Raw genomic sequence first — 26,072 nt, 5'->3', positions numbered from 1 at the left:
CCGCCCCAGCCGTCGCCATACGGCGACATAATTTTTTCTTTTATTTCAATTTCTTGAGCGACGACGCGATTGACTGTCGCCATACGGCAACAGGTTTGTGCCGCTGCGGGAGACCACAGCGCGTGCTGGCGCCTTCCTGCTCCAGAGAAACGTCGCAGGACATTGTTTTTAAAGATATTATTCGGATTGGCACGGGGGTTGCTCTATCAGCATCAACAAGTGATCGGAAACACGGTCGGGTCATGAAGAAACGCTACGCCGTAATCGCCGGGATCGCCGTCGCGATCCCGCTGGCAACGACCTCTCTCGTAGCCAGCGGCACCGGCACAGACGCTTCGGCCTCCTGGGCGACCATGGATGCCGACGCCGACGGCGCGTTGTCGCCGGAGGAAGTCGCGAGCACGCCCTGGGAGGCGAAGTTCGACGACATGGATGCGAACGACGACGGCAAGGTGACGCGCGAAGAGTTCAAGCAGTACATGGCGTCGATGCAAGAGCAACAGGACAACGAACAGGACGACAGTATGTAGGAGTTCGGCAGCGTGGCTGCCAGCCTTTTTCGCTCGGCCGGGCCGACGTCTCCCCGGTCCCCCCTCGTGCCTCGGCGTGGGTCGGCTCGGTCGCAGCGAATTCAAAGGCGGCGGACACGAGGCCATCGGTTTTCGCTTTGCCGGGCCGGCATCTCCCCGGTCCCCCCCTCGTGCCTCGGCGTGGGCCGGCCCGGTCAAAGCGAAATTCAAAACGGCAGCCCGGCTGCCATCGTTTTCGCTCGGTCGGGCCGGCGTCTCCCGGTCCCCCCTCGTGCCTCGGCGTGGTCCGGTCCGGCCGGGCGAAATTCAAAAGACCGCTTCGGCGGTCTTTTTTTTTGGCGCCGTTTTGGCGACGCCGGGGCGGAGCGCGCTCAGAGCGCGTCGAGAAGACGCTCGTGAATGCCGCCGAAGCCCCCGTTGCTCATCACGACGACAGTATCGCCCGGGGCCGCGGCGGCGACGACCGCGGCGACCAGATGGTCGATATCGTCGGCCAGCGTCACCCGGTCCCCGAGGCCGGCGAACACGGCATCGGCATCCCAGTCGATATTCGCGGCATAGACGTAGACGGCGTCCGCACGCTCGAAGCTCGCGGCGAGCGTGTCGGCGTGGACGCCGCGGCGCATGGTGTTCGATCGCGGTTCGAAGACCACGAGAATGCGGCCGTCCCGCGCACCGGCGCGCAGGCCGTCCAGCGTCGTGCGAATGGCGGTCGGGTGATGCGCGAAATCGTCGTAGACGGCGATGCCGCCGGGCGTGCCTCGCAGCTCGAGCCGCCGCCGCACGCCGCTGAAAGCGGACAGCGCCTCGATGCCGACCTCGGGGGCGACGCCCACATGGCGCGCTGCCGCGAGCGCCGCGAGCGCGTTGTCGCGGTTGTGGGCCCCACCGAGCGACCAGGACAGTTCACCGACGTCGGCCCCGTCGAGACGGATCCGGAGCCTATCGCCGGCCGCGGTCATCGCCTCGGCCTGCCAGCCGACGGCCCCATTGAAGGCGACGGTCGGTGTCCAGCAGCCGCGGGCGAGCACGTCGTCGAGCGCGGGCTCGGAGGCGTTGTGCACGATCTGGCCGCCTGCAGGCACGGTGCGGACCAGATGATGGAACTGCCGCTTGATGGCCTCGAGATCGTCGAAGATGTCGGCGTGGTCGAATTCCAGATTGTTCAGCACCAGCGTCCGCGGGCGGTAATGGACGAACTTGGCCCGCTTGTCGAAGAAAGCGGTGTCGTACTCGTCCGCCTCGACCACGAAGAAATCGCTCGACCCCATGGCCGCCGAGCGGCCCAGGTCCGGGGCGATGCCGCCGATGAGGAAACCGGGCGCCAGCCCCGCGTGCTGCAGAATGTGGGCGAGCATGCTCGCGGTCGTGGTCTTGCCGTGGGTGCCGGCGACGGCCAGCACCCAGCGCCCGCGAAGGATGTTCTCGGCCAGCCACTGCGGGCCCGAGGTGTACGCCAGGCCGGCGTCGAGGGTGTGTTCGACCGCCGGATTGCCGCGCGTCATGGCATTGCCGATCACGACCTGGTCGGGCGCAGGGTCGAGATGGGCCGCGGCATAGCCGTCCATGACGTCGATGCCGGCGTCGGCCAGCTGAGTGCTCATGGGCGGATACAGGCCGGCGTCGGAGCCGGTCACGCGATGCCCGGCCGCGCGCGCCAGCAGCGCCACGCCGGCCATGAAGGTACCGCCGATACCGAGGATATGAACGTGCATGCAGCTCAGCCCAGCACGGAGAAGACGACGAGCAGCAGCACCTCGAAGGCGAGCGCGGCGCCGACGCCGAGCCAGATCGAGCTGTCCAGCGCATGCCGATAGATGTGGCTGTAGATCGCCAGCCCCCAGACGCCCATGGCGACGTAGGCGAGCACGACATAGCCCGGCGGCATCGGCACCTGCTGGGGATCGTTGGCCTGGGCGATCGCCTCGAGATACGGCGTCATCGCATGCGTTGGCGCCAGCATGATCAGCGTCAGCGTGGCCCCTGCGGCGTACAGCGACGTCGCGGTCTGGGCGAAGCGGTTGCCCAGCCCGCGCATTCGCAGCACGGTGCGGACATAGAGCGCGATCAGGGCGGTGGCGACCACGGCCTGGAACACGGCATACCCGGGCGGGGTGATCAGCCCGACCTGCAGGACCAGCAGGATACAATAGACCGCGGCGCTGGCCGCGAGCGACGTCTGATCCCCGGGCATGTCCTGGGGACCACGTCGCAGGAGCATCAATTCGATCACCCGGCGCGCAAAGACCATCAACGACCCATCCCCATGAAAGCGATCCTGAACAAGGAACACGGCATGATACCGAAGCCGCCCGAACGCGTGGTCACGATCACCGACACCGCGGCGCTGGCCGAATCGGTCGAGCGGCTGCGCACATGTGACTGGGTCGCCATCGATACCGAATTCCTGCGCGAACGCACCTACTATCCCAGACTCTGTCTGGTCCAGCTCGCGGATGCCGAACACATCGTGCTGGTGGACGTGCTCGCGATCGACGATCTCGCGCCGCTCGCCGAGCTGCTGCTCGACCCGGACGTGCTCAAGGTCTTCCATGCCGCCGAGCAGGATCTGGAAGTGCTCTATCAGCGCTTCGGCGCCCTGCCCGCGCCCGTGTTCGACACCCAGATCGCCGCGGCCCTGGTGGGCTTCGACGATCAGATGGGCTATGCCCGCCTGATCGCGGCCCTGCTCGACATCGATCTGCCCAAGGCCCACACGCGCACCGACTGGAGCAAACGGCCGCTGGCCGAGGGCGCGCTCGGCTATGCGGCCGACGACGTGCGCTATCTCGCGGTCGCCTACGCCGTGCTCGTGGATCGCCTTGCCGCCGCCGGTCGATCGGCGTGGCTGGCCGAGGATTGCACGCGCATGCAGGATCCGGCCCGCTTCGAACCGGCGCCGGATATGGCGTGGAAGCGGCTGAAGAACCGCCACAGGCTGGCGGGCGGTCAGCAGCAGGCGCTGGCGGAAATCGCGGCCTGGCGCGAGCGCGAGGCGGTGACCACGGATCGGCCCCGGAAATGGATTCTGGCCAACGACGCGCTCATGGAGATCGCCCGGCGTCAGCCGGCGGATACCGAGGCCCTGAACGCGATCCGGGCCCTGCCGGCCAAGACGGCGAGCCGCCACGGCGACGCCCTGATCGAGTGCGTCGCCCGCGCCACCGCGCGCCCGGCCGAGCCGCTCGACGACAGCTCCGGCCCGCCGTCACCGCGGGAGAAAGCCCTGATCCGCGCGGGCATGGAGCGGCTCGAGGCGCGGGCCGAGAGCGCCGGCATCGCCAGCGCCCGTCTCGCCAGCCGGCGCGAGGTGGCACGGCTGGTCGACGGCGAGCGCGACACCCCGCTGCTCACCGGCTGGCGGGCGGCGGTCGCCGGCGATGCGGTGGTCGAGGCGATCGAGGCGGCGGCCGCCGACCTCGATACCCCGACCTAAGGCGAAGACCTCAGCCTTTCGCTTCGGCCGGCAGCGCGTTCTTGATGCGGGCGTAGATCTCGTCGACCTCGCCCATGCCGGAAACCGCGGACAGCAGGCCGCGCTCCTCATAGTAGGCGACCAGCGGTGCAGTCGAGTCCTCGAATACCTTCAACCGGTTGCGGATCGTGTCCTCGTTGTCGTCGGCACGGCCGCGCTCGAGCAGACGTTGGACGATCTCTTCCTGATCCACCTTGACGTGGACGACCGCCTGCAGCGGCCGGCCCAGACGCTCGAGCAGCTCGTCCAGCGCCTCGGCCTGGGACAGGCTGCGCGGGAAACCGTCGAGGATGAAGCCGTTCTCGGTGTCGGGCTCTTCCAGACGCTCGCGGATCATGCCGACGACGATGTCGTCGGACACCAGTTCACCCGCATCCATCGCGGCCTTGGCCTTGTTGCCGAGCTCCGTGCCGTTGGCCACCGCGTTGCGAAGCAGATCGCCGGTCGAGATCTGCGGCACGCCGTACTCGGCCACCAGTTTTTCACTTTGTGTTCCCTTACCCGACCCGGGCGGGCCCAACAGCACGATCTTAAGCATTTCTTCCTCGCGAAAGGCATCCTGAACAGGACGGCAGAACGGACACTCGGTTGCACCAGCCGAGCGTGAGCGGACGCTCGACGTTAATGGTTGCCATAAGGCAAGTCAATTTTATCGTCCCCGGCCAGTCACGTATGCTTTGGCATCGCCCGATCAGCCAGGATGGATTCATGAGCCCGAAGAATGCATTTTATGCCCAGAGCGGAGGCGTGACCGCCGTCATCAATGCCTCCGCTGCCGGCGTCATCGAAGCCGCGCGCGAGCACGCCGACACCATCGGCACGGTCTACGCCGGTCGCGACGGCATCGTCGGCGCCCTGACCGAGGATCTGATCGACACCAGCGCGGAAAGCCCGGGTGCGATCGCCGCCCTCAAGCACACGCCGGCCGGCGCCTTCGGCAGCGCCCGCTACAAGCTCAAGGGGCTCGAGGACAACCGCGAGCAGTATGAACGCCTCATCGAGGTGTTCAAGGCGCATAACATCGGTTACTTCTTCTACAACGGCGGCGGCGACTCGGCCGACACCTGTCTCAAGGTCAGCCAGCTGTCCGAGAAGATGGGCTACCCGATCCAGGCGATCCACGTGCCCAAGACGATGGACAACGACCTGCCCCACACCGACTGCTCCCCCGGCTTCGGCAGCGTGGCCAAGTACACCGCGGTATCGATCCGAGAGGCCGGCTTCGATCTGGCCAGCATGTGCAAGACCTCCACCAAGATCTTCATTCTGGAAGTGATGGGCCGGCACGCCGGCTGGACCGCGGCCGCCGGCGGCCTGGCCAGCGAGGCCGAAGGCCAGGATCCGCACGTGCTGCTGTTTCCCGAGATCGCCTTTGACGAGGAGAAGTTTCTGGCCAAGGTCGACGACACCGTCAAGCGCCACGGCTACTGCACCATCGTCGCCTCGGAGGGCGTACGCAATGCCGACGGCGAGTTCATGGCCGACGCCGGCACGACCGACGCCTTCGGCCACAAGCAGCTGGGCGGCGTCGCGCCGACGCTGGCCGGGCTCATCCAGAGCAGGCTCGGCTACAAGTATCACTACGCCATCGCCGACTATCTCATGCGCGCCGCCCGCCACATCGCCTCGGCCACCGACGTCGAGCAGGCCTATGCGGTTGGCCGCGCGGCGGTGGAATACGCGGTCGCCGGCAAGTCCGGGATCATGGTCTCGATCGTGCGCGAATCCGACTCGCCCTACAAATGGTCGATCGGCGAGGCGCCGCTGGACCAGGTCGCCAACGTCGAGAAGATGATGCCGCGCGAGTTCATCTCCGAGGACGGCTTCCACATCACCGACGCGGCGCGGCGCTACCTCAAGCCGCTGATTGCCGGCGAGGCCTATCCGCCCTACGCCGACGGCCTGCCCCAGTACGCCCGCCTGAAGAATCAGGGGGTCGCCCGGAAGACGGGGCGCGACTTCCAGATCTAGCAGGGGGCGCACCGGCGCCTGCTGCCGGGCGCCGGACGCATCGGTTACACTGACGCCCGGTTTTCGCTCCATTCATTCGTCAAGGGGTCCCCGATGGGTTACGAAGCACTCACGCCGGGCAAGAATCCGCCCGAGGAAATCAACGTCATCATCGAGATCGTCGAAGGCTCGAGCTCGGTCAAGTACGAAGTCGACAAGGACACCGACTGCCTGATGGTCGACCGCTTCATGAACGTGGCGATGCACTACCCGGCCAACTACGGCTTCGTGCCGAAGACGCTGTACGACGACGGCGATCCGGTCGACGTGCTGGTGCTCACCCCCGAGCCGATCGTGCCGGGTGCGGTGATCAAGTGCCGCCCGGTGGCCGTGCTCGGCACCGAGGACGAATCCGGCCTGGACGCCAAGATCCTGTGCGTGCCGACCGACAAGATCAGCACCGACTACTACAAGGCGATGCGCGATCTAGACGACGTCGACGAGCGTCTGCGCAACAAGATCGCCCACTTCTTCGAGCACTACAAGGACCACGAGGACGGCAAGTGGTCCAAGATCTCCGGCTGGGAAGGCGCCGAGAAGGCCAAGGCCGAGATCAACAAGTCGATCGAGGCCTACAACAAGGGCTGATCGCCGCGGCCGGTCGCCGCTGCTGGCCGGGCTGCAGACAGAAAAAGCCACCGTCCGGCCGGACGGTGGCTTTTTCTTGGCCGGTATTCCGGCCGGCTAAAAGATCACCTGGGCCCGCGCACTGACGGTGTTGCCGTCGTCCGAGCCGATGAACTCACGGTCGCCCGGATCACCCACGATCGGCACCCGGTTGTGGGTATCCCAGTTGATCCAGTTGAGCATGAAGCGGGTGTAGTTGTTGAGATACCAGCTCAGCCCCAGCGTGGTGCCATGGCCGGTGCCGCCGGCGTAGTTGCCGCTGTTCTCGTAGTCGAGCGCGTCGTAGCGCGCCATGACCTGCCAGGCGCCCCAGCCGCCATCGGTCACCGGCTCGGCGATATCCGGCGCGCTCCAGACACCGTTCTTGGTCGAATAGCCGAAGGCTTCGCCGGTCAGCGAATAGCCGATCTGGGCCGAGTAGGCGTCATAGTCGGTATCCGCGGCCACCCGGCTGTCGATCTCGCGCCGGCCGTATTCGGCGCTCGCCGCCACCGGCCCGGTCAGACCGGCGAGCTCGAAACCGTAGCCGGTACTGGTCTCCGGCTGCTCGACGGTGTCGCCGTAGACCCGGACATTGTCGTTGAAGTGCGAGGCGAAACGCAGATTGTCGGTCAGCTCCGGCTGCTTACCCCGACTGAAGTCCTCGTAGAACCCCCAGGCGCCGACATGCAGCATGCTGTTGTCGGTGACCAGCGGATTGAAGTGTCCCCGCGAGAGCACGGTCAGATTGTCCGAATCGTTGTCGCTGCCTCCGAACGAGCCCTTGCTCACGCCCAGCGACAGATGCCAGTCGTCGTCGCCGTAGAACTCCGCGGACGTACCCATGTTGTAGTAGCCGGATTCCGGGCTGATGGCATCGGCCACCGCGTTGCGGTCGAGAAACCAGATGTACTTGGACGAGGTGCGGCCGTCGAGACTGCGGTCGGCGAACTTGTTGCCGAGATAGACCACGCCCTGACCGAGCGCGAAGTCCTTCTGCGTGGCGATGTAGGCATCGCGCACGCCGATGTCAGAGTTGGCGAAGTCGAGCTCGACCTTGTACAGGATCGGATCCGTGAGCTGGCCCTGCACGCCCAGCCGCAGCCGCCGGAACTCGGTGCCGCTGATGTTGCGGTCGCCGACACCGGCGCCGTCGTAGGACGAGCCGCTCGTCGTGCCGAAATCGTACTGGATGCGTCCGAGCGGCTGAAAGGTGAATTCATCGTCGGCGCTGGTGAACTTCGGCGAACCTGAGCTCCAGTCGACCTGCACCGTACGCCCCTTGAGTTCATCGACTTCGTCCTGCAGATCGGCGACCGAACGCGAGTCGGTATCCGCCTGCGGCGCGGCGGCCGTCTTGCCCGAGTCCGGCTGTACCCCGGCGCCGGCGTCGGCCTGGCGATCGCGGCTCTCCAGCGCCTCGACGCGCTGCTCGAGTTTTTCGATCTGGGCGGCCTGGCGTCGCACGAGATCCGCCAGATCGGCCCGGCTCGTCTGGGCGACCGCGACCGGCAGCTGCGCGGCCAGCACGACGGCCGCCGTCAGCCGGACGGCGCCCGCCCGAATGCGTTGACTTGGCATGATGCTCCCTGCTCCCCGAGTGATTGGCTTATGCAGCTTTCAGGCTGCACGTCGGCGTCCACGCACGGCCAGCCGTGCCCCGCCAACCGGGATAGTAAACGACGCGGCATCGAACCGCCAGACGAACGCGACCGCAAGCCCTTGTCGAACAAGGCTTTGCTGCGCGCATCGCCCGGCGGGACGGCGCCTCAGGCGTTGGCGTCGTCCTTCGAGAGCACGACCGCGTCCACCGCCGCCAGCCCTTGACCGGCCGGCATCACCAGCAGCGGGTTGATGTCCACCGAGGCCAGCGTTGCCGCGTTGGCGGCCGCGAATTCGGACAGCCGCACCAGGGCATCGGCCAGCGCGTCGACGTCGGCGGGGGCGGCGCCGCGGGCGCCGGTGAGCAGCGGATAGCCGCGCAGACGCTGGAGCATCGCGCGCGCTTCGGCCGGGCCGAAGGGGGCGAGCTCGAAGGTCACGTCTTCGAGAATCTCGATGAATACGCCGCCCAGCCCGGCCATGACCATCGGCCCGAAGGTGGGATCGTTCTGCACCCCCACCGCCATCTCGACACCGCCGGAGAGCATGGCGGCCACCAGCACGCCGTCCAGACGCGCCTGCGCGTCGTAGCCGCGCGCGTTGGCCATCACGCGATCGTAGGCCGCTCGCACCGCGGCCTCGTCCTGCAGGGACAAGGCCACCCCACCGGCATCGGATTTGTGCAGGATGTCCGGCGACGCGATCTTGAGGACCACCGGAAAGCCGATTTCGGCCGCGGCCGCCGCGGCATCGTCGGCGCTGGCGGCGCGGCGCGCGGGCACGACCGGCACCCCGGCGTCCGCGAGCAGCGCCAGCGCATCGAACTCGGCGTAGCGCTGCCCGGCAGCGACTCGCGCCGGACAGTCGACCGCGGTCCGCTGCCAGGGCGTCGAATGCGCCAGCCGACGCCCGAGATCGGTCAAGGCGGCGGCGGTGTCGACGGCGGCGGTCGGATCCTCGAAGACCAGATAGCCGTCGGCCTCGAAGTCGGCCTGCGCCTCCGGTGTGCACATGGCCGCGATCATCAGCACGTTGTCCGGATACTCGCGGCGCAGGGCCTGCAGCGGCGGGCGCAGCTTGGCCGCCAGCGCCGGCGCCAGCGGCAGCATGGACAGGAAATTGACGATGACGTCGTAGTTGCCTTCGCGCAGCATCACGCGCTGGAAGTTGGCGTTCATCTCCGGGTCCGAGACCGGCTGCGCCGTGGTATCCACCGGATTGCGCGTGGTCGCGTTCGGCCACATGTCGTGCAGCTCGCGCTGGGCGGCCTCCGGCATGGGCGCAACGTCGAGATCGTGATGCGAGGCGGCGTCCGCCATCATGATGCCGACGCCGCCGGAGACGGTGATCAGCCCCAGCCGGTTGCCGCGCGGCAGCGCGCTGCGGGCGGCCGCGTGGGCGACATCGATGAATTCGCGGATGCTGTGGGCGCGATACACCGGATAACGCCGGAACAGCGCATCGTAGGCCGCGTCCGCGCCGGCCAGATTCGCGGTATGCGACATCGCGGCCGCCGCGCCGATGTCCGATTCCCCGCCCTTGAGCGCGATCACCGGCTTGCCGCTGGCCTGGACCGCGTCCAGCGCGGCCTTCATCCGCTCGCCGTCGCGACAGCCCTCCAGATGCAGCGCGATCACGTCGGTATCGGCGTCGGCGGCCAGATAGGCGAGGCAATCGGCGGCATCCAGATCGCACTCGTTGCCGGTGGTCACCAGCCGGCTGAGGCCCAGTCCGCGCGCCCGGGCGAGGGCGAAGCAGTGCGAGCCGAAGGCCCCGCTCTGGGTGACGAAACCGATCCGCCCGGCCTGGGGCAGGCCGCTCTGAACCGAGCTGGAGAACGTCGCGATCAGCCCGCGCGAGATGTTCATGCCGCCCAGGCAGTTCGGCCCCAGCAGACGCACGCCGTATTCCCGGGCCGTGGCCAGCAGCTGCTGCTGGGCCTCGACGCCGGCCGCGCCGACCTCCGCGAAACCGGCGCTGAAGATGATCGCCGCGCGCACGCCGCGTCGGCCACATTCGGCCACGGCATCGACCACCGCCGCCGCCGGGATGGCCAGGATCGCCAGATCCGGCCGTTCCGGCGTATCCAGCACCGATGCATAGGCCGTCAGCCCCTGGACGACATCGCGGTTGGGGTTGATCGGATAGATCGGGCCGGCGAAGCCGGCCTGCTTGAGATAGTCCACCGGCCGCCCACCGATGCGGGTCGGCTCCGCGGACGCGCCGATGATGGCAACCGCGTTCGGTTCGAGCAGGTTCTGTACGGCTTGGGGATCGGGCGCACGCGACGTCATCGGCAGCAGACCTCTGGCTTTTTCTGTCGACTGTATACGGTACTCGAAAAAAAGCGAAAAATCGATGCCGCAGCAACCTGACCGGACACGCGGCTAGCGCGGGGCGACGGCCCGCCGCCCCGCGGTCCGGCGGCACCCGACCCTAGCGGAAGACCACCCGCATGTCCGAGGCCTCCAGCGCGCGGGCCCGGGTTTTCATCCAGCCCTCGCGGAAAGCCTCGGCATCGGCGGGCGGGTCGCCTGCGTTATAGCGCTGCCAGGTCTCGGCCAGCAGCTCCTGGCGGGCGACCAACCCATCCTGATGCGCCTGCATCGAATCGTTCCACTCGCCGATCTCCTTGTAATAGCGCACGACCGCGTCGTGGAACGGGATGATCCATTCCATGTTCTGGCGCTCCAGCGCGTAGCCGTCGTTGCCCGGCGCCGCGTCCTTGTAGCGATCGTGATCCTCGGTCATCACCTTGATCAGACCGTAGGCGGTCTTGTCGTCGAGATCCGGCGTACCCAGCAGGATCGGGTAGGGATAGGTCGCCCCCGCCCACGGCTGCTCGGGGCCGTAGTCGCCGGCGGCCGAGGTGATCTCGGCCGGCTGGAAGTACGGCGCCACCGACTGCAGACGCGCCCAGGCTTCGGCGTCGTCCGGGTCGAGCCGCGGCCAGACGATGCCCCGCGGGCTGGCCGCGAGCCGCTGGACGTGCGGCGCCGTGGTCGAGGCGTAGGAGGCATCCGCCCGGTCGGCGATGATGCCGTCGAACGACGCCCCGTAGCCCGGATAGGTGACGCGCTCGACGTCGTCCCAGGTCAGGCCGCCGAAGGCCAGGTACGCCTCGGTGCCGAGATTGATCGCATCAGCGCCGCGGATGTAGGCCACCCGCTTGCCTTCCAGGTCGGCCGGGGTATCCACGTCGATATCGCCGGCCACGGCCAGGCCGAGGCCGAAGCTGGCCGTCGAGGTGGTGATCACGCGCAGCGGCTGCGGTCCCCATTCGGGCCCGCTGAACATCATCACGCCCTCCGACGCGAAATAGCTGGAGATACCGCAGGCACACAGCGGCACCCGGCCGGTGCGCAGCGGCGTCATGCGCGAGACATCGTTCTCCCCGGGCAGAATACGCACCGCGGTGTCGTACTCGTTCTGCAGCAGATTGCCGACGGCCACCATCTGCGTGTAGCCGGTCGAGCCGGTTCCGTAGGCGGTCATCACCAGCGTGGAGGGCAGATCCACGCCCTCCGCCGCCATCGCGCCACCGGCCGTCAGCGCGAGCGCCGCGGCCATCCCGATTCGCTTGATTCCCTTCATGCCGTTTCTCCTGTCGTTGTTGTTCTGACGGCCTTGTGATTTCCGGACCACGGCGATCGCACCGCGGCCCGGCGCGTGTTCAGGCCTCACTTCGCCGGCGCTGCGACCACATCTGGGTGGCGCGCTCGAAATGCACGGCCGCATCCCAGTCCATGCCGGAGGCGCCCAGCTCCGTGCGGAACGAGCGCACGGCCTCGCGTGCCAGGGACGGATCGGCGGCAGGACGCCGCGCCAGCTCGAGCGCGAAGTCCTCAACCTCGGCGTCCGGCAGTGCCTTCCAGGCCATGCCGGTGCGCTCGGCAGCGGCGCCGTCCAGCTCTTCGCTGAACAGGCCCATGGCCGAGGTCGCCTCGCGCCCGGCGGTCCGCCCGGCGATGGTGAAGAAGCCGCCGCCCGGATGGATCCCGATGCGCAGAAAGCCCGCCAGGATGCGCGCGTCGGTCGCGACCACGCGCAGGTCGGTGGCCAGCATCAGGTTGATGCCGGCGCCGACCGCCGCCCCGCGAACGGCGGCGATGGTCGGCACCGCCAGCGAGCCGACCCGCCGGAAGGCGTTGTAGATCGCGCTGAACTCGCGGTAGGTCGAATCCTCGGCCTGGTCGGCGCCCGGATTCCAGCGGCGACGGTCCGCGCCCGAGCAGAACGTGCCCTCGGCGCCGCGCACCACCGCGGCACCGATCGTCTCGTCGGCGTCTATCTCGTCGCAGACCGCGGCGAGGCGGCGCCCCATCTCCGGGGTCAGACCGTTCTTGACCTCCGGCGAGTCGACCGTGATGATCGCCACGCCGGCCTCGCGCGCCCAGTGAATATCGCCCATGAACAGCTCCTGTCAGTCGTCTCGGGAATCGACCGCGGCCGGCGGCGAGACGAGCACGTCCACCGCCATTGCCCCGCGACCGGCCGCGGCCACGATCAGGGGGTTGATTTCGAACTCTCCGATGCGGCCCGCGCCGAAGGCCATCGCCTCGGACACCCGCACGATCACGTCCACGGCCGCATCGACATCGGCCGGCGGCGCGCCGCGAAAGCCGTCCAGCAGCGGCCAGGCGCGCAGCCGGCGCAGCAGGGCGCGGGCACCGTCGGCGTCGATCGGCGCGAGCGCGGAGGCGGTGTCGCGATAGAGCTCGGTGGTCACCCCGCCCAGGCCCACGGTCACGATCGGCGGAAAGCCCTCGGCCGCCGCCGTGGCGCCGATGACCAGCTCCACGCCGGACTCGATCATGGACTGCACCTGCACGCCGGCCACGGGGACGTTCTTCGCCCGGGCCGCGGCCATCAGCGACTCGTAGGCGGCCTCGGCCGCCTCGGCGCTCACGCCCAGGCGCACACCGCCGATGTCGGACTTGTGGTCGAGGCCGCCGCCGGCGAGCTTGAGCGCGGCCGGCGCGCCCAGCGCCGCAACCGCCGCCCGCGCCGCCGCGGCCGAATTCACGATCGACGACTGCGGCCGCGACACGGTCAGCGCATCCAGCAGCGCCTCGCCGTCGAGCCGCCCGCCGGCCAGCACCGCATCCAGGCGCGCCCGGTCGATACGCGGCTTGGACGGCGCGGCGTCGATCACCGCGGCCTGCGCCAGTCGGGCCGCGGCCCGGACCGCCCCGTCGACGCTGGCGAACACCGGCATGCCGGCGGCGCGCAACTCCGCGCGGCCCTCGGCGGTCAGATCGTGCCCGGCGAGCCAGGCCACCAGGATCGGCTTGTCGAGCGCCTGCGCCGTGCGCACCAGATCGCGCGCCAGCTTGCGGCCGTTGTCGCCGACGACCATCGTCAGCAGCACCAGCACCGCGTCCACCGAATCGTCGGCGCCGACCGTGTCGCAGACCGCGCCGAAGGCGTCGTCGCTGCCCAGAATCTGGGCGGTGACGTCCACCGGATTGGCGAGCGCCCCGAAATCGGGGATCAGCGGGGCCAGCGCGTCGCGCGTGACCGGGGCGAGCTCGGGCAGCGCCAGACCGTGCTCGGCGCAGCGGTCCGCGGCCAGGCTGCCGGCGCCGCCGGAGGTGGTGACCACGGCGATCCGTCGACCGCGCATCGGCGCCAGCGCGGCCCGTGCGGCGGCCACCGCCAGCAGCTCGTCGAGATCCTCGACCTGGATCACCCCGAAGCGCTGCGAGACCAGCCGGAAGCCGGCGTCGTTGCCGAGCATCGCGCCGGTGTGGGACGCCGCCGCGCGCTGGCCCGCGGCCGAACGGCCCGACCGCAGCACCACCAGCGTCTTGCCACGTTCGAAGGCGGCGCGGGCGAGATCGGTGTAGGCCGCGCCGTCGCCCACGGCCTCGACGTAGAGCATGATCACACGCACGGCGTCGTCGTCGACCAGCGCGCGGGCCACCTCGACCAGATCCAGATCGGCCTGATTGCCGGTGCTCGCCCAGGCCGTCAGGCCGAGCCCCATCTCGTTGGCCAGATCCAGGATCGAGCCGCCGATGGCCCCGCTCTGGCCGACATAGGCGACCCCAGCCTCGCGCGGCGCGCGGGCGCGCACGGCCGCGGAGGTGAAGGTCGCGCACAGCGAGGCCGGCGCATAGAGCAGCCCCTGGCAGTTGGGCCCGAGCACGCGCACGCCGGCCTCGCGGGCGGCATCGCGCAGCCGGGTCTGCAGATCGGCACCGGCGTCGCCCGTCTCGCCGAAGCCGGAGGCGAACACAATCACCCCCGCCGCCCCGACAGCCCCGGCCTGGTGCACGACCTCGATGACCCGCGCGGCCGGCACCATGACCAGCACCAGATCGACCGGCCCCGGCACCGCGTCCAGCGACGGATGGCAGGGGTGGCCGTCGATCTCGTCGTAGTTGGGGTTGACCGGATGGATCTCGCCGGCGAACCCGTGCTCGACCAGAAAGGTCAGCGGCCGCGCCATGGTCGAGCCGGGACGCCCGGACACGCCCACCAGCGCCACGCTGCGCGGGGCGAACATGCGCGCCAGCGCCGGCCGATCGTCGCTGCGGCCGGCGTCGCCGGCGTGTGCGGTGTTAATGGATCCGCCCATGTCAGAGCCCGCTTACCAGCGGCCAGAGGCCGTCGCCGCCGGCCGCGATCGCATGCTCGCCGATGATCGCCTGCCAGTGGGGCTCGGCGCCGAACTCGTCGCGCCAGGACCACAGGCGACGGGTGAAGTACTGCAGTTCGTGCTCCTGCGTGAAGCCCATCGCCGCCAGGACCTGATGCGCGATCGCGGCGCTGCGGCCGGCCGCCTCGCCCACGCGGGCCTTGCCGATGGCGATCATCAGCGCGGCGTCGCGATCGGCGGCGATCGCCCGGGCGGCGGCCTCGGCGGCGGTGCCGGCCGTCGCCACCTCGCCGGCCATGGCCGCGAGCTGCTGCTGGACCGCCTGAAAACGCGCGATCGGGCGGCCGAACTGGCGGCGTTCGTTGGCGTAGTCGGTGGCCAGCGCGAGCGCGCGACGCATGGCCCCGGCCGCCTGCAGCGCCCGCAGCAGCGCGCCCCAGTGCTGCACGGTGGGCGTATGTACGGGGCAGTCGGCCGCGGCCAGCACCGGCGCGTCGGCGAGCCGGGCGCTGTCGCGCGGCTCGCCGGCCAGACTGGCATCGTGGCGCCAGTCGAGATCGTCGGCAGCCAGCAGCACACGCTGCGGGGCGCCGTCGGCGTCTCCATCGGCAATGACGTAAGCGGCGTGGCGGCCCCAGGCGATGCGATCGAGCGCGCCGTCCACGCGCCAGCCGTTGCCGACCCGGCGCAGCTGCAGCCGTGAGTCCGCCGCCGCCAGCGTGACCACACCGTCGTCGACGCCGCCGTCGAGGCCCGCGCGCAGATGATTGCCGACCAGGGTCTCGGCCAGCGGCAGGGGCAGTGCGTGGTGGCCGGCGAGTTCGGCCAATGCGAGACCGTCGGCCAGCGCAAGACCGGCGCCGCCGTCGGCCTCGGCCCGCAGCGCCCGCGGCAGCCCCATCTCGACCAGGGCATCCCAGTCGCCGCGCGGGAACTCGCCGGCTTCGGTCGCCTGCCAGAGTTCGCGGCCGACGCGATCGGCGAACAGCCGCCCGGCGGCGTCCAGCACCATGTCGCGCAGCTCGTCGCCGCCCGCGTCGTTGTTCGGATCGACCGTGCTCATCGCAGACCCAGCCCCCGCGCGATGATCCCGCGCAGTATCTCCCGGGTACCACCCCGGATGGTGAAACACGGCGCCGACAGCACGCTCTGCGCCAGCGCCTCGCCGTAGAGATCCCCGCGCGTGAGCGAAGCCTGCTCGGGCACCAGCAGCCGCGCGATCTCGGGGATCTCCTGCTCGAAGGCCGTGCCCACGTCCTTGACCACGGACGCCTCGAGTTCCGGCGAGGCGCCGCGTTCGAGCATGCCGGCCACCGACCAGGACATCTGCCGCAGAGTGACCAGGTGGGCGACCAGCCGGCCCACGGCCACGTTCGATCGGGCGTCGGCGGTCTCGGCCAGCCGGGCGACCAGCTGACGCAGCAGCTGGAAGGTGCTGAGGATGCGGTCCGGGCCGCTGCGCTCGAAGGCCAGTTCGCCGGTGACCATCTGCCAGCCGGCGCCGATCTCGCCGACGATCATGTCGTCGGGCACGAAGGTGTCCTCGAACAGCACCTCGTTGAATTCGTGGGCGCCGTAGAGATTGTGGATGGGGCGCGTGGTCACGCCGTTGGCCGCGTCGATGGCGACGATGAACTGGGTCAGGCCGGCGCGCCGATCGTCGCCGGGCGGCGCCGTGCGGGCCAGCGCGATCAGGTAGTGCGCCCGATGCGCCACGCTGGTCCAGATCTTGGTGCCGTTGAGCCGCCAGCCCCCGTCGGTGCGGGTGGCGCGCATGCCGACCGAGGCCAGGTCGGAGCCGGAATCCGGCTCGCTCATGCCGATCGCGAAATAGCACTCGCCCGCGGCGATGCGCGGCAGGATCGACGCCCGCGCCGCCTCCGAGCCGTTGGCCAGTATGTTGTTGCCGCTCTGGCGATCGGCGATCCAGTGCGCGCCCACCGGCGCGCCGGCGGCCAGCATCTCCTCGATCACCACGTGACGATCCAGGGCGCTGGCCTCGCGGCCGCCGTAGCGCTGCGGCCAGCGCATGCCGATGAAGCCGCGCTCGCCGCAGCGGCGGCTGAATTCGGCGTCGAACGTGCCCCAGGAATTGCGGTGGGGCGTGAACCGCCCCGCCGCGAGCTCCTCGGCCAGAAACGCCCGCACCTCGTCGCGAAGTGCGAGCGTCGACGCCGGCAGCGTGACCGGATCGAAACGAAACGAAACCATCGGCTGTGCTCTCCTCCTTCTGCACCCTGCCCCGACCTTCCCGACACGGGCGGCCGGCAAACGTGCGGTCGGCTCGAAACGGCCGACGCTCCGACTATAGGCACGGGCCCGCAGGCCCGACAGCGGCAATCGATCAGGCCCGGGCAAACTTATTGTTAAGCTGGCGCCATGAGCAAACGCCGTCTGCCCCCGCTGAATCCGCTGCGCAACTTCGAGGCCGCCGCGCGCCGCGGCAGCTTCGTGCGCGCGGCGGAGGAACTCAACGTCACGCCGGTGGCGGTCAGCCGTCAGGTCGGCGTGCTGGAGGACTATTTCGGCAAGCCGCTGTTCGTGCGCCACGCCAACACGATCGCGCTCACCGATCACGGCCGCGCCCTGCTGCCCTCGGTGACCACCGCGCTGGACACGCTGGCCGACGGCGCCCGCCGGCTGCGCGCGGCCACCGACACGCCGGTGGTGGTCTGCACCTATCAGGCGTTTGCCATGCACTGGCTGATCCCCCGGATGCGCGGCTTCACCGCGGCGAACCCCGAGATCAACCTCAACCTGACCACCGCCAACACGCCGGAAGAGTTCGAGCAGGCCCGGGCCGACATCGTGATCAAGTACGGCCACGCCCCCCAGGCCGGTCACGACGCCCGCCCGATCCTCCCGGACATCGTCATGCCCGTGTGCAGCCCGGCGCTGCGCGACGGCACACACCCGCTGCCGCCGGCAAGCAATCTCGCGGCCCACACCCTCTTGCGGGCCCGCTATCGCCGCCTCGACTGGCCGAGCTGGCTGGCGATCATGGACGCCCAGCATCTGGTCCCGGCCCACGAACTGACCTTCCGGGAATCGGGCCTGGCCAATCAGGCCGCGGCCGAGGGGCTCGGCGTGGCCATCGCCCAGCGCCTGCTGGTCCACGAAGCGCTGGCCGACGGCCGCCTGGTCATGCCGTTCGAGACCGCGCTGCGCCGGGTCGACGACATCTGGATGAGCTGGCGCGCGGATCGCGCCGACGACGCCCACGTGGCCCGGGTCCGTGACTGGATCGCGGCCGAGGCCGGCGACACCGTCGCCGGTTTCGGCATCGACTACCGACCCGCGGATTTCGATGCGCCCCGCGCGGTGACGCTGCCGGTCGCGCCCGCCTGAGACGAAACGCGGGCCGGGCGCGGCTGCGCCGATCGCCGCTCCGTCCGGCCTAATCCGCCGGCCCAATCTGCCGGTTAGATCACGGCCGGATCGCATCAACGGATCAGCCGACGGCTTGCAGGGTCGGGCCGAACGTCGATCCGATTCCGGGTCAGCCGGCCCGAGCCGTCCGCGCAGGTATCCGACGAGCTTCGCAGGCAGAAGATGGAAGAGAACCGGGGCCACCCGGCGAGCGCCCACGACTGCCGTATGGACGTGCCGATGGACTGGTGGAACAACAGCCGCACCGCCGCGCCGCAGGCCTCGATCCAACGGCGGCTACGTCGCGCGTTGACGCGCGCTGCCTCCGGCGTGCGCACCCCGACCGTCGCACAGCGCCGCTCGGATCACCCATTCGGATGGGCCGTCAGTTCCGGCGACAGCGGCCCGACTGCACGACCGATGGCGCGTAGGGTCTGTTGAGGTTTCGTACCAGTCCGCGCCAAGCGCTTCTTGAAAATCGACCATGGGCGCCAAGACGAGGCGTAGGGCGCGCCGTGCAGTCATTCTGCACCAGCGTGCTACAACGCTGGATTGCTGTCGTGTCGTTGATTTTCTGGGCGCTTGTCCCGAAGGCGAAGGGTTGGACCGCCCATGAAAGATCGACTAGGGGCGCCCGACGGCGTTGCAAGCCCGGGTCGTGTCAGGCCCAGAGCCGGCGGCTCGCGCCTTGCCGGACACGATTTGCGGACGCCAATGCGGCGCTCGGACGAAACCTCAACAAACCCTAGCGCTCGGTCAGTCGCGGCAGCAGCTCGTGCAGATTGCAAGGCCGGGTCCGAGCGTCGATCTGGTCCCGGATCAGCCGGTCCCAGCCGTCGGCGCAGGCGCCCGACGAGCCCGGCAGGCAGAAGATGAAGGTGGCCTTGGCCACCCCGGCGAGCGCCCGCGACTGCAGCGTGGACGTGCCGATGGATTCGTAGGACAGCACCCGGAACATCTCGCCGAATCCGTCGATGCGCCGGTCGAACAAGACCTCGACGGCCTGCGGCGTGACGTCGCGCCCGGTCAGCCCGGTCCCGCCGGTGGTGATGACCACATCCGGCGCGGCGTCGGCGATCCAGCGCGCCACCCGTGCCCGGATCTCGTGGACATCGTCGGGGCAGATGGCCTTGTCATGCAGCCGATGCCCGGCGGCCTCGATTCGCTCGGCCAGCAGCCGTCCGGATTTGTCGGTGGCCTCCGTGCGACTGTCGGAGACCGTGAGCACGGCGATCTGCAGGGGCAGGAATGCGTCGGTCATGGCGGGCCTCGCGGTGGTATCGACGGCCGGGCGGACGCATCAATCTATCAGGTCCGCGATCGCGGACGACATGCCGGGCCACTCGTATGCGGCCGGCCGCACGCGGGACGGATCGATCACCGGCGCGGCCGCGTCGCGACAGCACGTAGCGGACCGTCCCGTGAATTCCATTCCCCGCGCGGGAGCGGGCGGAATCGCTCGACCGCGGCCGCCGACGGCTCAGGCCGGCGGCTGCGCCGCGGCCTGTTCGACGCGCTCGTCGTCCTCGCTGACGATGCCCAGCCGGCGGGCGCGCCGCAGCCAGCGCTGGCGCGCCATGACACGCATGTCCTCGACCGCGTCGCCCTCGTCCATGATCTCCATGCCGAGCATGGTCTCGACGATGTCCTCCATGGTCGCCACACCGACGATGCCACCGTATTCGTCCACGACCACGGACAGCTGCTGCTGACGCGTGAGCAGATTCCGGAACAGCCCGAACAGCGACAGCGACTCGGGCACGACCAGCACATCGCGCCGAAGGGTCGACAGCGGCGTGTCGTGGCGGTCGCGGGCGATCTCGATGAGCACGTCCGACAGCAGCACGAAGCCGGTGATGTCCTCGGTTTCGTCGGAGAACACCGGCAGCCGCGAGATGCGCCGCTCGCCGAGCGTGTCCAGCACCTCGGTGACGGTGGCATTGTCCTTGAACGCGATCACCACGACCCGTGGCGTGAGCACATCCTTGACCCGCAGCGAGTCGGCCTGCAGCAGATTGCGCAGGATCTCGGACTCCTGATCGGCGAACACGCCGTCGGCCTCGCCCTGCTCGGCCATCGCCTGGAACTCGTCGCGGCTGATGCTCGGCTCCTTCTCGTTGGGCGTGAGCAGGCGGGTGATGCCCATCGACATCACCACCAGCGGATAGAGCATGATGACCATGCCGCGCAGAATCACCGCCGCCCACGGGGCCAGCCCGCGCCAGTAGGTCGCCCCCAGGGTCTTGGGGATGATCTCGGAGAGCACCAGGATCAGCAGCGTCACGACCGCCGAGGCCACGGCCACGTACTGGTTGCCGAACACCACCTGGGTCTGGGCGCCGACGCCGGCGGCGCCGACCGTGTGCGCGATGGTGTTGAGGCTGAGCAGCGCCGACAGCGGCCGGTCGACGTCGTCCTTCAGGCGCTTGAGGCGCGCGCCGGCCTGGCCGCCCTTGTTCTCCATCAGACTGATATAGGACGGCGTGATCGACAGCAGGACCGCCTCCAGGATGGAGCACAGGAACGACACACCCAGTGCCAGAAAGAGATAGAAGAAAAGCAGTGCCATAGTCGTGTATCGCCTGGAGGCATCGAGCGGCGCGGGGGCCGCGGCGACGGTCCCCTGGCCGAGCGTCTGTGACAGATCTCGCCTGGATTGGTTCGCGCACCCTATCGGTTCGCCGCCGTGACCGGTATACTTTGCGGCCGGCCTTTACCACCCGTCCGTCCGGACGGCGTGTCTGACCCGCTCGGGGTGTGGCCGCCGCAGCACTGTCGACTTGCGCGAACGGCTGCGAATCTCACGTCATCATGCCATGCGGCAGCCGGTGTCGTGACCTTGAATCTCGCCGCAGCCAAACAGGAACCCCCATGTCCTTCGCTCAACTCGGCCTGGCGCCGTCGCTTCTCGAGGCGGTCGCCGCCGCCGGCTATGACACGCCCACCCCCATTCAGGAGCGCGCCATTCCGGCCGTGCTCGCCGGCGGCGACCTGCTCGCCGCCGCCCAGACCGGCACCGGCAAGACCGCTGCCTTCACGCTGCCGCTGCTTCACCGGCTCGGCGACACGCATCAGAAAAAGCCGCGGGTGCTCGTGCTCACGCCCACGCGCGAGCTGGCCGCCCAGGTCAACGAATCGGTCAAGACCTACGGCCGCTCGAGCCCGATCCGCAGCACCGTCATCTTCGGCGGCGTCGGCTATCAGCCGCAGATCTCCACCCTGAACAAGGGCGTGGACATCGTCGTCGCCACGCCCGGCCGTCTGCTCGACCACCTCAACAACGGCAACGCCGACCTGTCCGACATCCAGACGCTGGTGCTCGACGAGGCCGACCGCATGCTGGACATGGGCTTCATCCACGACATCAAGCGCGTGCTGAAGTATCTGCCGGCCAAGCGCCAGAACCTGCTGTTCTCGGCGACCTTCTCCAAGGAGATCCGCAAGCTCGCCGCCGGCCTGCTCGACAAGCCGGCCGAGATCGACGTCGCCCCGCGCAGCAACGCCGCCGCCGAGCGCATCGTCCAGAAGGCGGTGATGGTCGAGAAGCCGCGCAAGCGCGCGGTGCTGTCGCATCTGATCCGCGACGGCGACTGGTCGCAGGTGCTGGTGTTCACGCGCACCAAGCACGGCGCCAACCGCCTGAGCAAGCAGCTCGAGACCGACGGCCTGACCGCCGCCGCGCTGCACGGCAATAAGAGCCAGAACGCGCGCACCAAGGCGCTGGACGGCTTCAAGAAGGGCACCGTTCGGGTGCTCGTGGCCACCGACATCGCCGCCCGCGGCATCGACATCGAGATGCTGCCGCATGTGGTCAACTACGAGCTGCCCAACGTGCCCGAGGACTATGTCCACCGCATCGGCCGCACCGGCCGCGCCGGCTCCGACGGCGCCGCGGTGTCACTGGTCGGCCCCGACGAGCGCAAGCTGCTCAAGGGCATCGAGAAGCTCATCGGCAATCCCATCGAGCGCATGACCGTCGAAGGCGTGGACCTGCGCGCGACGGAGACCGAGGACGAGGCCGACGAGCGCCCGCCGCGCCGTCAGAACAACGACGGCGGCAATCGCACGCCCAAACGCGGCGGCGGCGCTCCCGGCAACGCCAACCCCGGGAACCGCGGTGCCCAGCGGCGACGCAAGCGCGGCGGCCGCAACAACCGCAGCGGCAACCGTTCGGGCGGCGGCGCCGGCTCCTGACGGGCGCCGAGGCCGGTGGGTGCATCGCGCCCGCCGGCCTGCGCCGGTGCGGCATCCGGCAACCCGGCACGCGGCCGGGCAGGCGACGAGCGGACCGCACGCGCCGCGATCCTGCGTCTCGGGGGCCACAACGGCCGACAGACGGGCCACGGCCCGACACGCCGGTCGACAACGCGACGTTCGGCGTCGATGCCGAAAGGCCTCGCCGCCCCATTCAACCGGGGCCGGCCGCGATCGGTCCCGGTAGCTGATTTACAATAGACACCATGATTAGTCTCAGACAGGTCACGCTGCGGCGTGGCACGGAAAAGCTGATCGAAGGGCTCGACCTGCGCATCCCCGCCGGCCAGCGCATGGGCATCGTCGGCCGCAACGGCACCGGCAAGTCCAGCCTGTTCGCACTCCTGCTCGGCGAGCTGTCGCCCGATACCGGCGATGTCGACGTGCCGGCCAATCTGGACATCGCCACCGTCCGCCAGGAAGCTCCGGCCGGCCGCCAGGCCGCGCTCGATTTCGTGCTCGACGGCGACACCGAGCTGCGCGCCATCCAGAGCCGGCTCGAAGCCGCCGAGGCCGAGGGCGACGGCCTCGCCCTGGCCGAGCTGCACGGCCGCATGGCCGAGATCGACGGCTACGCGGCCCACGCCCGCGCCGCCCGCCTGCTGCATGGACTGGGCTTTTCGCCGGAGACCCACGGCGCGCCCATCGACGCCTTCTCCGGCGGCTGGCGCATGCGCCTGAACCTTGCCGCCGCGCTCATGCGCCGCTGCGACGTGCTGCTGCTGGACGAGCCGACGAACCACCTCGATCTGGACGCCGTGCTCTGGCTGCAGGGCTATCTCGCCTCGCACCCGGCGACGCTGCTGATCATCTCGCACGATCGCGACTTCCTCGACGGCGTCACCAGCCACACGCTGCATCTGGAGCACGGCCGCGCGACCCTCTACAACGGCAACTACTCCGCCTTCGAGAAGATGCGCGCCGAGGCCAAGCTGCAGCAGCAGGCCGCCTTCGAGGCCCAGCAGAAGCGCGTGGCCGAACTGCAGGCGTTTGTCGATCGCTTCCGCGCCAAGGCCACCAAGGCCCGCCAGGCGCAGAGCAAGCTCAAGCAGATCGAACGCATGGAGACCGTCGAGGCCGCGCACTGGGACACGCCGTTCTCGTTTCGTTTCCTGACACCCGACCGGCTGCCGGAAACGCTCGTACGCGTCGACAACGCCGCCATCGGCTACGACGACACGCCGCTGGTGGCCGGCATCAAGCTGCGCATCGTGCCGGGCGACCGCATCGCCGTACTCGGACGCAACGGCGCCGGCAAATCGACCGTGATGAAGATGCTGGCCGGCGAACTGGCGCCCATGGCCGGCGAGGTCCAGCTCGACCGTTATCTCAACATCGGCTACTTCGCCCAGCATCAGCTCGAACAGCTCGACGACGCGGCGAGCGCGGCCACCCACCTGCAGCGCGCCGACCCGAAGGCCAGCGAGCAGCACATCCGCGACTTCCTCGGCGGCTTCGACTTCCGCGGCGACAAGGCGCTGGACCCCATCGGCCCGTTCTCCGGCGGCGAGAAGGCGCGCCTGGCCCTGGCGCTGGTGGTGCACGAAAAGCCCAACCTGCTGCTGCTCGACGAACCGACCAACCATCTCGACCTGGACATGCGCCACGCGCTGGAAATCGCGCTGCAGAACTATGACGGCGCGGTGGTGCTGGTCGCCCACGACCGCCATCTCATCGACGCCACCTGCGAGCAGCTCTGGCGCGTGGACGACGGCCACATGGCGCCCTTCGACGGCGACCTGAACGAGTACGCCAAGTGGCTGGTCAACCAGCGCAGCAACACCGAGGGCGAGACCGCTCCGGCGGCGGCGGGCAAGGCCGGCAGTGGTAGTAGCGACAGCGGCCGCAGCCGGCGCGACGCCGCCGCCCAGCGCAGCCGCGAGAAACCGATGCGCAACGCCATGAAACAGGCCGAGCGCGAGATGAGCACGCTCGAGGAGAAACTCGCCGCCCTGGACAAGGAACTGGCCAAACCCAGCGTCTACTCCAGCCGCACCGAGGCCGCGCGGCTGTCGCAGGAACAGGGCCGGCTGCGCAAGCAGCTGGAGGCCGCCGAGGCGCAGTGGATGGAAAACGCCGAGGCGCTGGAGACTGAACGGCGCGACGACGACGCGAGCCTGGCCTCGTGAGCGGGACGCCCACTTTCTTCTGGCACGACTACGAGACCTTCGGCGCGGATCCGCGGCGCGACCGGCCCGCCCAGTTCGCCGGCATCCGCACCGACGCCGACTTCAACGTCATCGGCGAGCCGCTGGTGCTCTACTGTCAGCCCACGGCCGACACGCTCGGCCATCCCGAAGCGACGCTGATCACCGGCATCACGCCCCAGATCGCGCTCGAGCGGGGCGTGCCCGAGCCCGAGTTCATCGAGACCATCGTCGCCGAGATGGCCGTGCCCGGCACCTGCAGCGTCGGCTACAACAACCTGGCCTTCGACGACGAAGTCACCCGGCACACGCTCTGGCGCAACTTCTTCGATCCGTACGCCCGCGAGTGGCAGAACGACTGCTCGCGCTGGGACATCATCAACATGGTGCGCCTGACCTACGCCCTGCGCCCCGACGGCATCGAATGGCCGCAGCGCGAGGACGGCGCCCCGAGTTTCCGGCTGGAGGACCTGGCCGCGGCCAACCAGCTCGCCCAGGAACGCGCCCACGACGCCCTGTCCGACGTCCACGCCACCATCGACCTGGCGCGGCTGATCCGCGACAGACAGCCGAAGCTGTTCGACTACGTCCTCGCCAATCGCGACAAGCACAGCGCGCGCCGGCTGCTGGATATGGAAACCCGCAAGCCGGCGCTGCACGTCTCGTCCAAATTCCCGGCGAGCAACGGCTGCCTGTCGCCGGTGATGCCGATCGCCCCGCATCCGTCCAACAAGAACTGCATCATCGTCTACGATCTGCGCGTCGACCCGGCGCCGCTGCTGGAGCTCTCGCCGGACGAGATCCACGAGCGCATCTTCACCCCCGCCGCCGATCTGCCCGAGGACGCACCGCGGGTGGCCCTCAAGGGCGTGCATCTGAACAAATGCCCGGTGCTCGCCCCGTTCGAGATGATGCGCGAGGCCGAGGCCGAACGGCTGCATCTGGACATCGCCCGCTGCCGGCGCCACTGGAAGGCGATCCACGACCGGCTGGCCGAAGTCGAGGCCAAGGCCGCCGCGGTGTTCGACGCCCAGACCTTCGAGCCCGAAGGCGACGCCGACGCCGCACTCTACGACGGCTTCGTGGGCGACGCCGACCGCAAGCTCGCCGAACGGGTCCGCCACACCGATGCCGCTGAACTGGCCGAAGGCGGGATCGTCTTCGCCGACAACCGTCTCAACGAGCTGCTGTTCCGCTACCGCGCCCGCCACTATCCGGACACGCTCGCCGAGGCCGAACGCGACGACTGGCATCGCTGGCTGTCCAAACGCCTCGAATTCGCGCCCGAAGGCGGCCTGACGCTGGACGAGTACGACGAGGTGATCGCCGGGCTGATGGAACGCGTGCAGGGCGAGCCCAAGCGCCTGCAGCTGCTGCTCGACCTCAAGGCCTGGAGCGACAGACAGCGCAGCCGCCTGTAGCGACGTTAGCGGCCCTCACGCGCCGCGCCGGCCGCCAGCGCCGACTGCATCGCG

At 69.4% G+C, this 26,072-nt stretch carries 20 protein-coding genes; 8 read left to right on the top strand and 12 right to left on the bottom strand.

The genetic code is table 11. From position 1 onward, the window contains the following. The first annotated feature begins 122 nt into the window (after nucleotides 1-122). Complete coding sequence (locus SAOR_RS13590; RefSeq protein ID WP_123631916.1) at nucleotides 123-530, top strand: EF-hand domain-containing protein; 408 nt, start codon at nucleotides 123-125, stop codon at nucleotides 528-530. Nucleotides 531-901: 371 nt separating this feature from the next. Here the strand turns inward: SAOR_RS13590 and mpl are convergent, their stop codons facing one another. Together mpl and SAOR_RS16855 are read right to left on the bottom strand one after the other, a co-directional pair. Continuing rightward, a complete protein-coding gene (gene mpl, locus SAOR_RS13585) occupies nucleotides 902-2,245 on the bottom strand; it encodes a UDP-N-acetylmuramate:L-alanyl-gamma-D-glutamyl-meso-diaminopimelate ligase (RefSeq protein WP_123631915.1) in 1,344 nt (447 codons plus the stop codon). A 5-nt stretch (nucleotides 2,246-2,250) separates the two neighbouring features. Continuing rightward, a complete protein-coding gene (locus SAOR_RS16855; RefSeq protein ID WP_185015695.1) occupies nucleotides 2,251-2,781 on the bottom strand; it encodes a hypothetical protein in 531 nt (176 codons plus the stop codon). 15 nt (nucleotides 2,782-2,796) lie between these two features. On the opposite strand from SAOR_RS16855, the gene rnd reads away from it, so the two are divergent. Next, nucleotides 2,797-3,966 carry a ribonuclease D gene (rnd, locus tag SAOR_RS13580; protein WP_185015694.1) on the top strand — a complete coding sequence of 390 codons (1,170 nt, stop codon included), beginning with the start codon at nucleotides 2,797-2,799 and terminating at the stop codon, nucleotides 3,964-3,966. A 10-nt stretch (nucleotides 3,967-3,976) separates the two neighbouring features. On the opposite strand, the gene SAOR_RS13575 is transcribed toward rnd, so the two are convergent. Then, nucleotides 3,977-4,543 (bottom strand): adenylate kinase, encoded by a 567-nt coding sequence (locus tag SAOR_RS13575; RefSeq protein WP_123631913.1) that lies wholly within the window; start codon nucleotides 4,541-4,543, stop codon nucleotides 3,977-3,979. A 170-nt stretch (nucleotides 4,544-4,713) separates the two neighbouring features. On the opposite strand from SAOR_RS13575, the gene SAOR_RS13570 reads away from it, so the two are divergent. Together SAOR_RS13570 and ppa are read left to right on the top strand one after the other, a co-directional pair. Next, nucleotides 4,714-5,976 (top strand): 6-phosphofructokinase, encoded by a 1,263-nt coding sequence (locus tag SAOR_RS13570; RefSeq protein WP_123631912.1) that lies wholly within the window; start codon nucleotides 4,714-4,716, stop codon nucleotides 5,974-5,976. A 93-nt stretch (nucleotides 5,977-6,069) separates the two neighbouring features. After that, a complete protein-coding gene (ppa, locus tag SAOR_RS13565) occupies nucleotides 6,070-6,603 on the top strand; it encodes an inorganic diphosphatase (RefSeq protein WP_123631911.1) in 534 nt (177 codons plus the stop codon). Nucleotides 6,604-6,699: 96 nt separating this feature from the next. Here the strand turns inward: ppa and SAOR_RS13560 are convergent, their stop codons facing one another. The 7 genes from SAOR_RS13560 to SAOR_RS13530 all read right to left on the bottom strand — a co-directional run bounded on the left by SAOR_RS13560 (nucleotide 6,700) and on the right by SAOR_RS13530 (nucleotide 17,038). Next, nucleotides 6,700-8,202: an OprO/OprP family phosphate-selective porin gene (locus tag SAOR_RS13560; RefSeq protein WP_123631910.1), complete on the bottom strand. Its 1,503-nt coding sequence runs from the start codon at nucleotides 8,200-8,202 to the stop codon at nucleotides 6,700-6,702. A 188-nt stretch (nucleotides 8,203-8,390) separates the two neighbouring features. After that, nucleotides 8,391-10,517, bottom strand: coding sequence for an acetate--CoA ligase family protein (locus SAOR_RS13555; RefSeq protein WP_123631909.1), 2,127 nt, complete (start codon nucleotides 10,515-10,517; stop codon nucleotides 8,391-8,393). Nucleotides 10,518-10,659: 142 nt separating this feature from the next. Continuing rightward, nucleotides 10,660-11,817 carry a TAXI family TRAP transporter solute-binding subunit gene (locus SAOR_RS13550; RefSeq protein WP_123631908.1) on the bottom strand — a complete coding sequence of 386 codons (1,158 nt, stop codon included), beginning with the start codon at nucleotides 11,815-11,817 and terminating at the stop codon, nucleotides 10,660-10,662. 79 nt (nucleotides 11,818-11,896) lie between these two features. Beyond that, on the bottom strand, nucleotides 11,897-12,634 hold the full coding sequence (locus tag SAOR_RS13545) for an enoyl-CoA hydratase/isomerase family protein (protein WP_123631907.1): 738 nt from the start codon (nucleotides 12,632-12,634) through the stop codon (nucleotides 11,897-11,899). A gap of 12 nt (nucleotides 12,635-12,646) precedes the next feature. Then, a complete protein-coding gene (locus SAOR_RS13540) occupies nucleotides 12,647-14,806 on the bottom strand; it encodes an acetate--CoA ligase family protein (protein WP_221179998.1) in 2,160 nt (719 codons plus the stop codon). Between the two features lies 1 nt (nucleotide 14,807). Further along, complete coding sequence (locus SAOR_RS17230) at nucleotides 14,808-15,890, bottom strand: acyl-CoA dehydrogenase family protein (protein WP_123631906.1); 1,083 nt, start codon at nucleotides 15,888-15,890, stop codon at nucleotides 14,808-14,810. Continuing rightward, on the bottom strand, nucleotides 15,887-17,038 hold the full coding sequence (locus SAOR_RS13530) for an acyl-CoA dehydrogenase family protein (RefSeq protein ID WP_123631905.1): 1,152 nt from the start codon (nucleotides 17,036-17,038) through the stop codon (nucleotides 15,887-15,889). Before SAOR_RS13530 ends, SAOR_RS17230 begins: the two co-directional genes overlap by 4 nt. Nucleotides 17,039-17,206: 168 nt before the next feature. Here SAOR_RS13530 and SAOR_RS13525 point away from each other — a divergent pair, with 168 nt between their 5' ends. Further along, nucleotides 17,207-18,175 carry a LysR substrate-binding domain-containing protein gene (locus SAOR_RS13525; RefSeq protein ID WP_123631904.1) on the top strand — a complete coding sequence of 323 codons (969 nt, stop codon included), beginning with the start codon at nucleotides 17,207-17,209 and terminating at the stop codon, nucleotides 18,173-18,175. A gap of 766 nt (nucleotides 18,176-18,941) precedes the next feature. Here the strand turns inward: SAOR_RS13525 and moaB are convergent. Together moaB and SAOR_RS13515 are read right to left on the bottom strand one after the other, a co-directional pair. Further along, entirely contained in the window at nucleotides 18,942-19,457 is a 516-nt protein-coding gene (gene moaB / locus SAOR_RS13520) for a molybdenum cofactor biosynthesis protein B (RefSeq protein ID WP_123631903.1), read from the bottom strand. A 219-nt stretch (nucleotides 19,458-19,676) separates the two neighbouring features. Continuing rightward, complete coding sequence (locus tag SAOR_RS13515; protein ID WP_123631902.1) at nucleotides 19,677-20,765, bottom strand: CNNM domain-containing protein; 1,089 nt, start codon at nucleotides 20,763-20,765, stop codon at nucleotides 19,677-19,679. A 302-nt stretch (nucleotides 20,766-21,067) separates the two neighbouring features. On the opposite strand from SAOR_RS13515, the gene SAOR_RS13510 reads away from it, so the two are divergent. The 3 genes from SAOR_RS13510 (at nucleotide 21,068) to sbcB (ending at nucleotide 26,018) form a co-directional block, all read left to right on the top strand. Further along, a complete protein-coding gene (locus tag SAOR_RS13510; RefSeq protein ID WP_123631901.1) occupies nucleotides 21,068-22,390 on the top strand; it encodes a DEAD/DEAH box helicase in 1,323 nt (440 codons plus the stop codon). A gap of 266 nt (nucleotides 22,391-22,656) precedes the next feature. Further along, nucleotides 22,657-24,579 carry an ABC-F family ATP-binding cassette domain-containing protein gene (locus SAOR_RS13505; RefSeq protein WP_123631900.1) on the top strand — a complete coding sequence of 641 codons (1,923 nt, stop codon included), beginning with the start codon at nucleotides 22,657-22,659 and terminating at the stop codon, nucleotides 24,577-24,579. Next, nucleotides 24,576-26,018: an exodeoxyribonuclease I gene (gene sbcB / locus SAOR_RS13500; protein ID WP_123631899.1), complete on the top strand. Its 1,443-nt coding sequence runs from the start codon at nucleotides 24,576-24,578 to the stop codon at nucleotides 26,016-26,018. The genes SAOR_RS13505 and sbcB overlap by 4 nt, the downstream gene beginning before the upstream one ends. The last annotated feature ends 54 nt before the right edge of the window (nucleotides 26,019-26,072 follow it).

Source organism: Salinisphaera orenii subsp. orenii MK-B5 (genome assembly GCF_003788635.1).
GTDB lineage: Bacteria > Pseudomonadota > Gammaproteobacteria > Nevskiales > Salinisphaeraceae > Salinisphaera > Salinisphaera orenii.
Note: the sequence above shows the minus strand (reverse complement) of the source record. Positions and strands in the feature narration are given on the sequence as shown.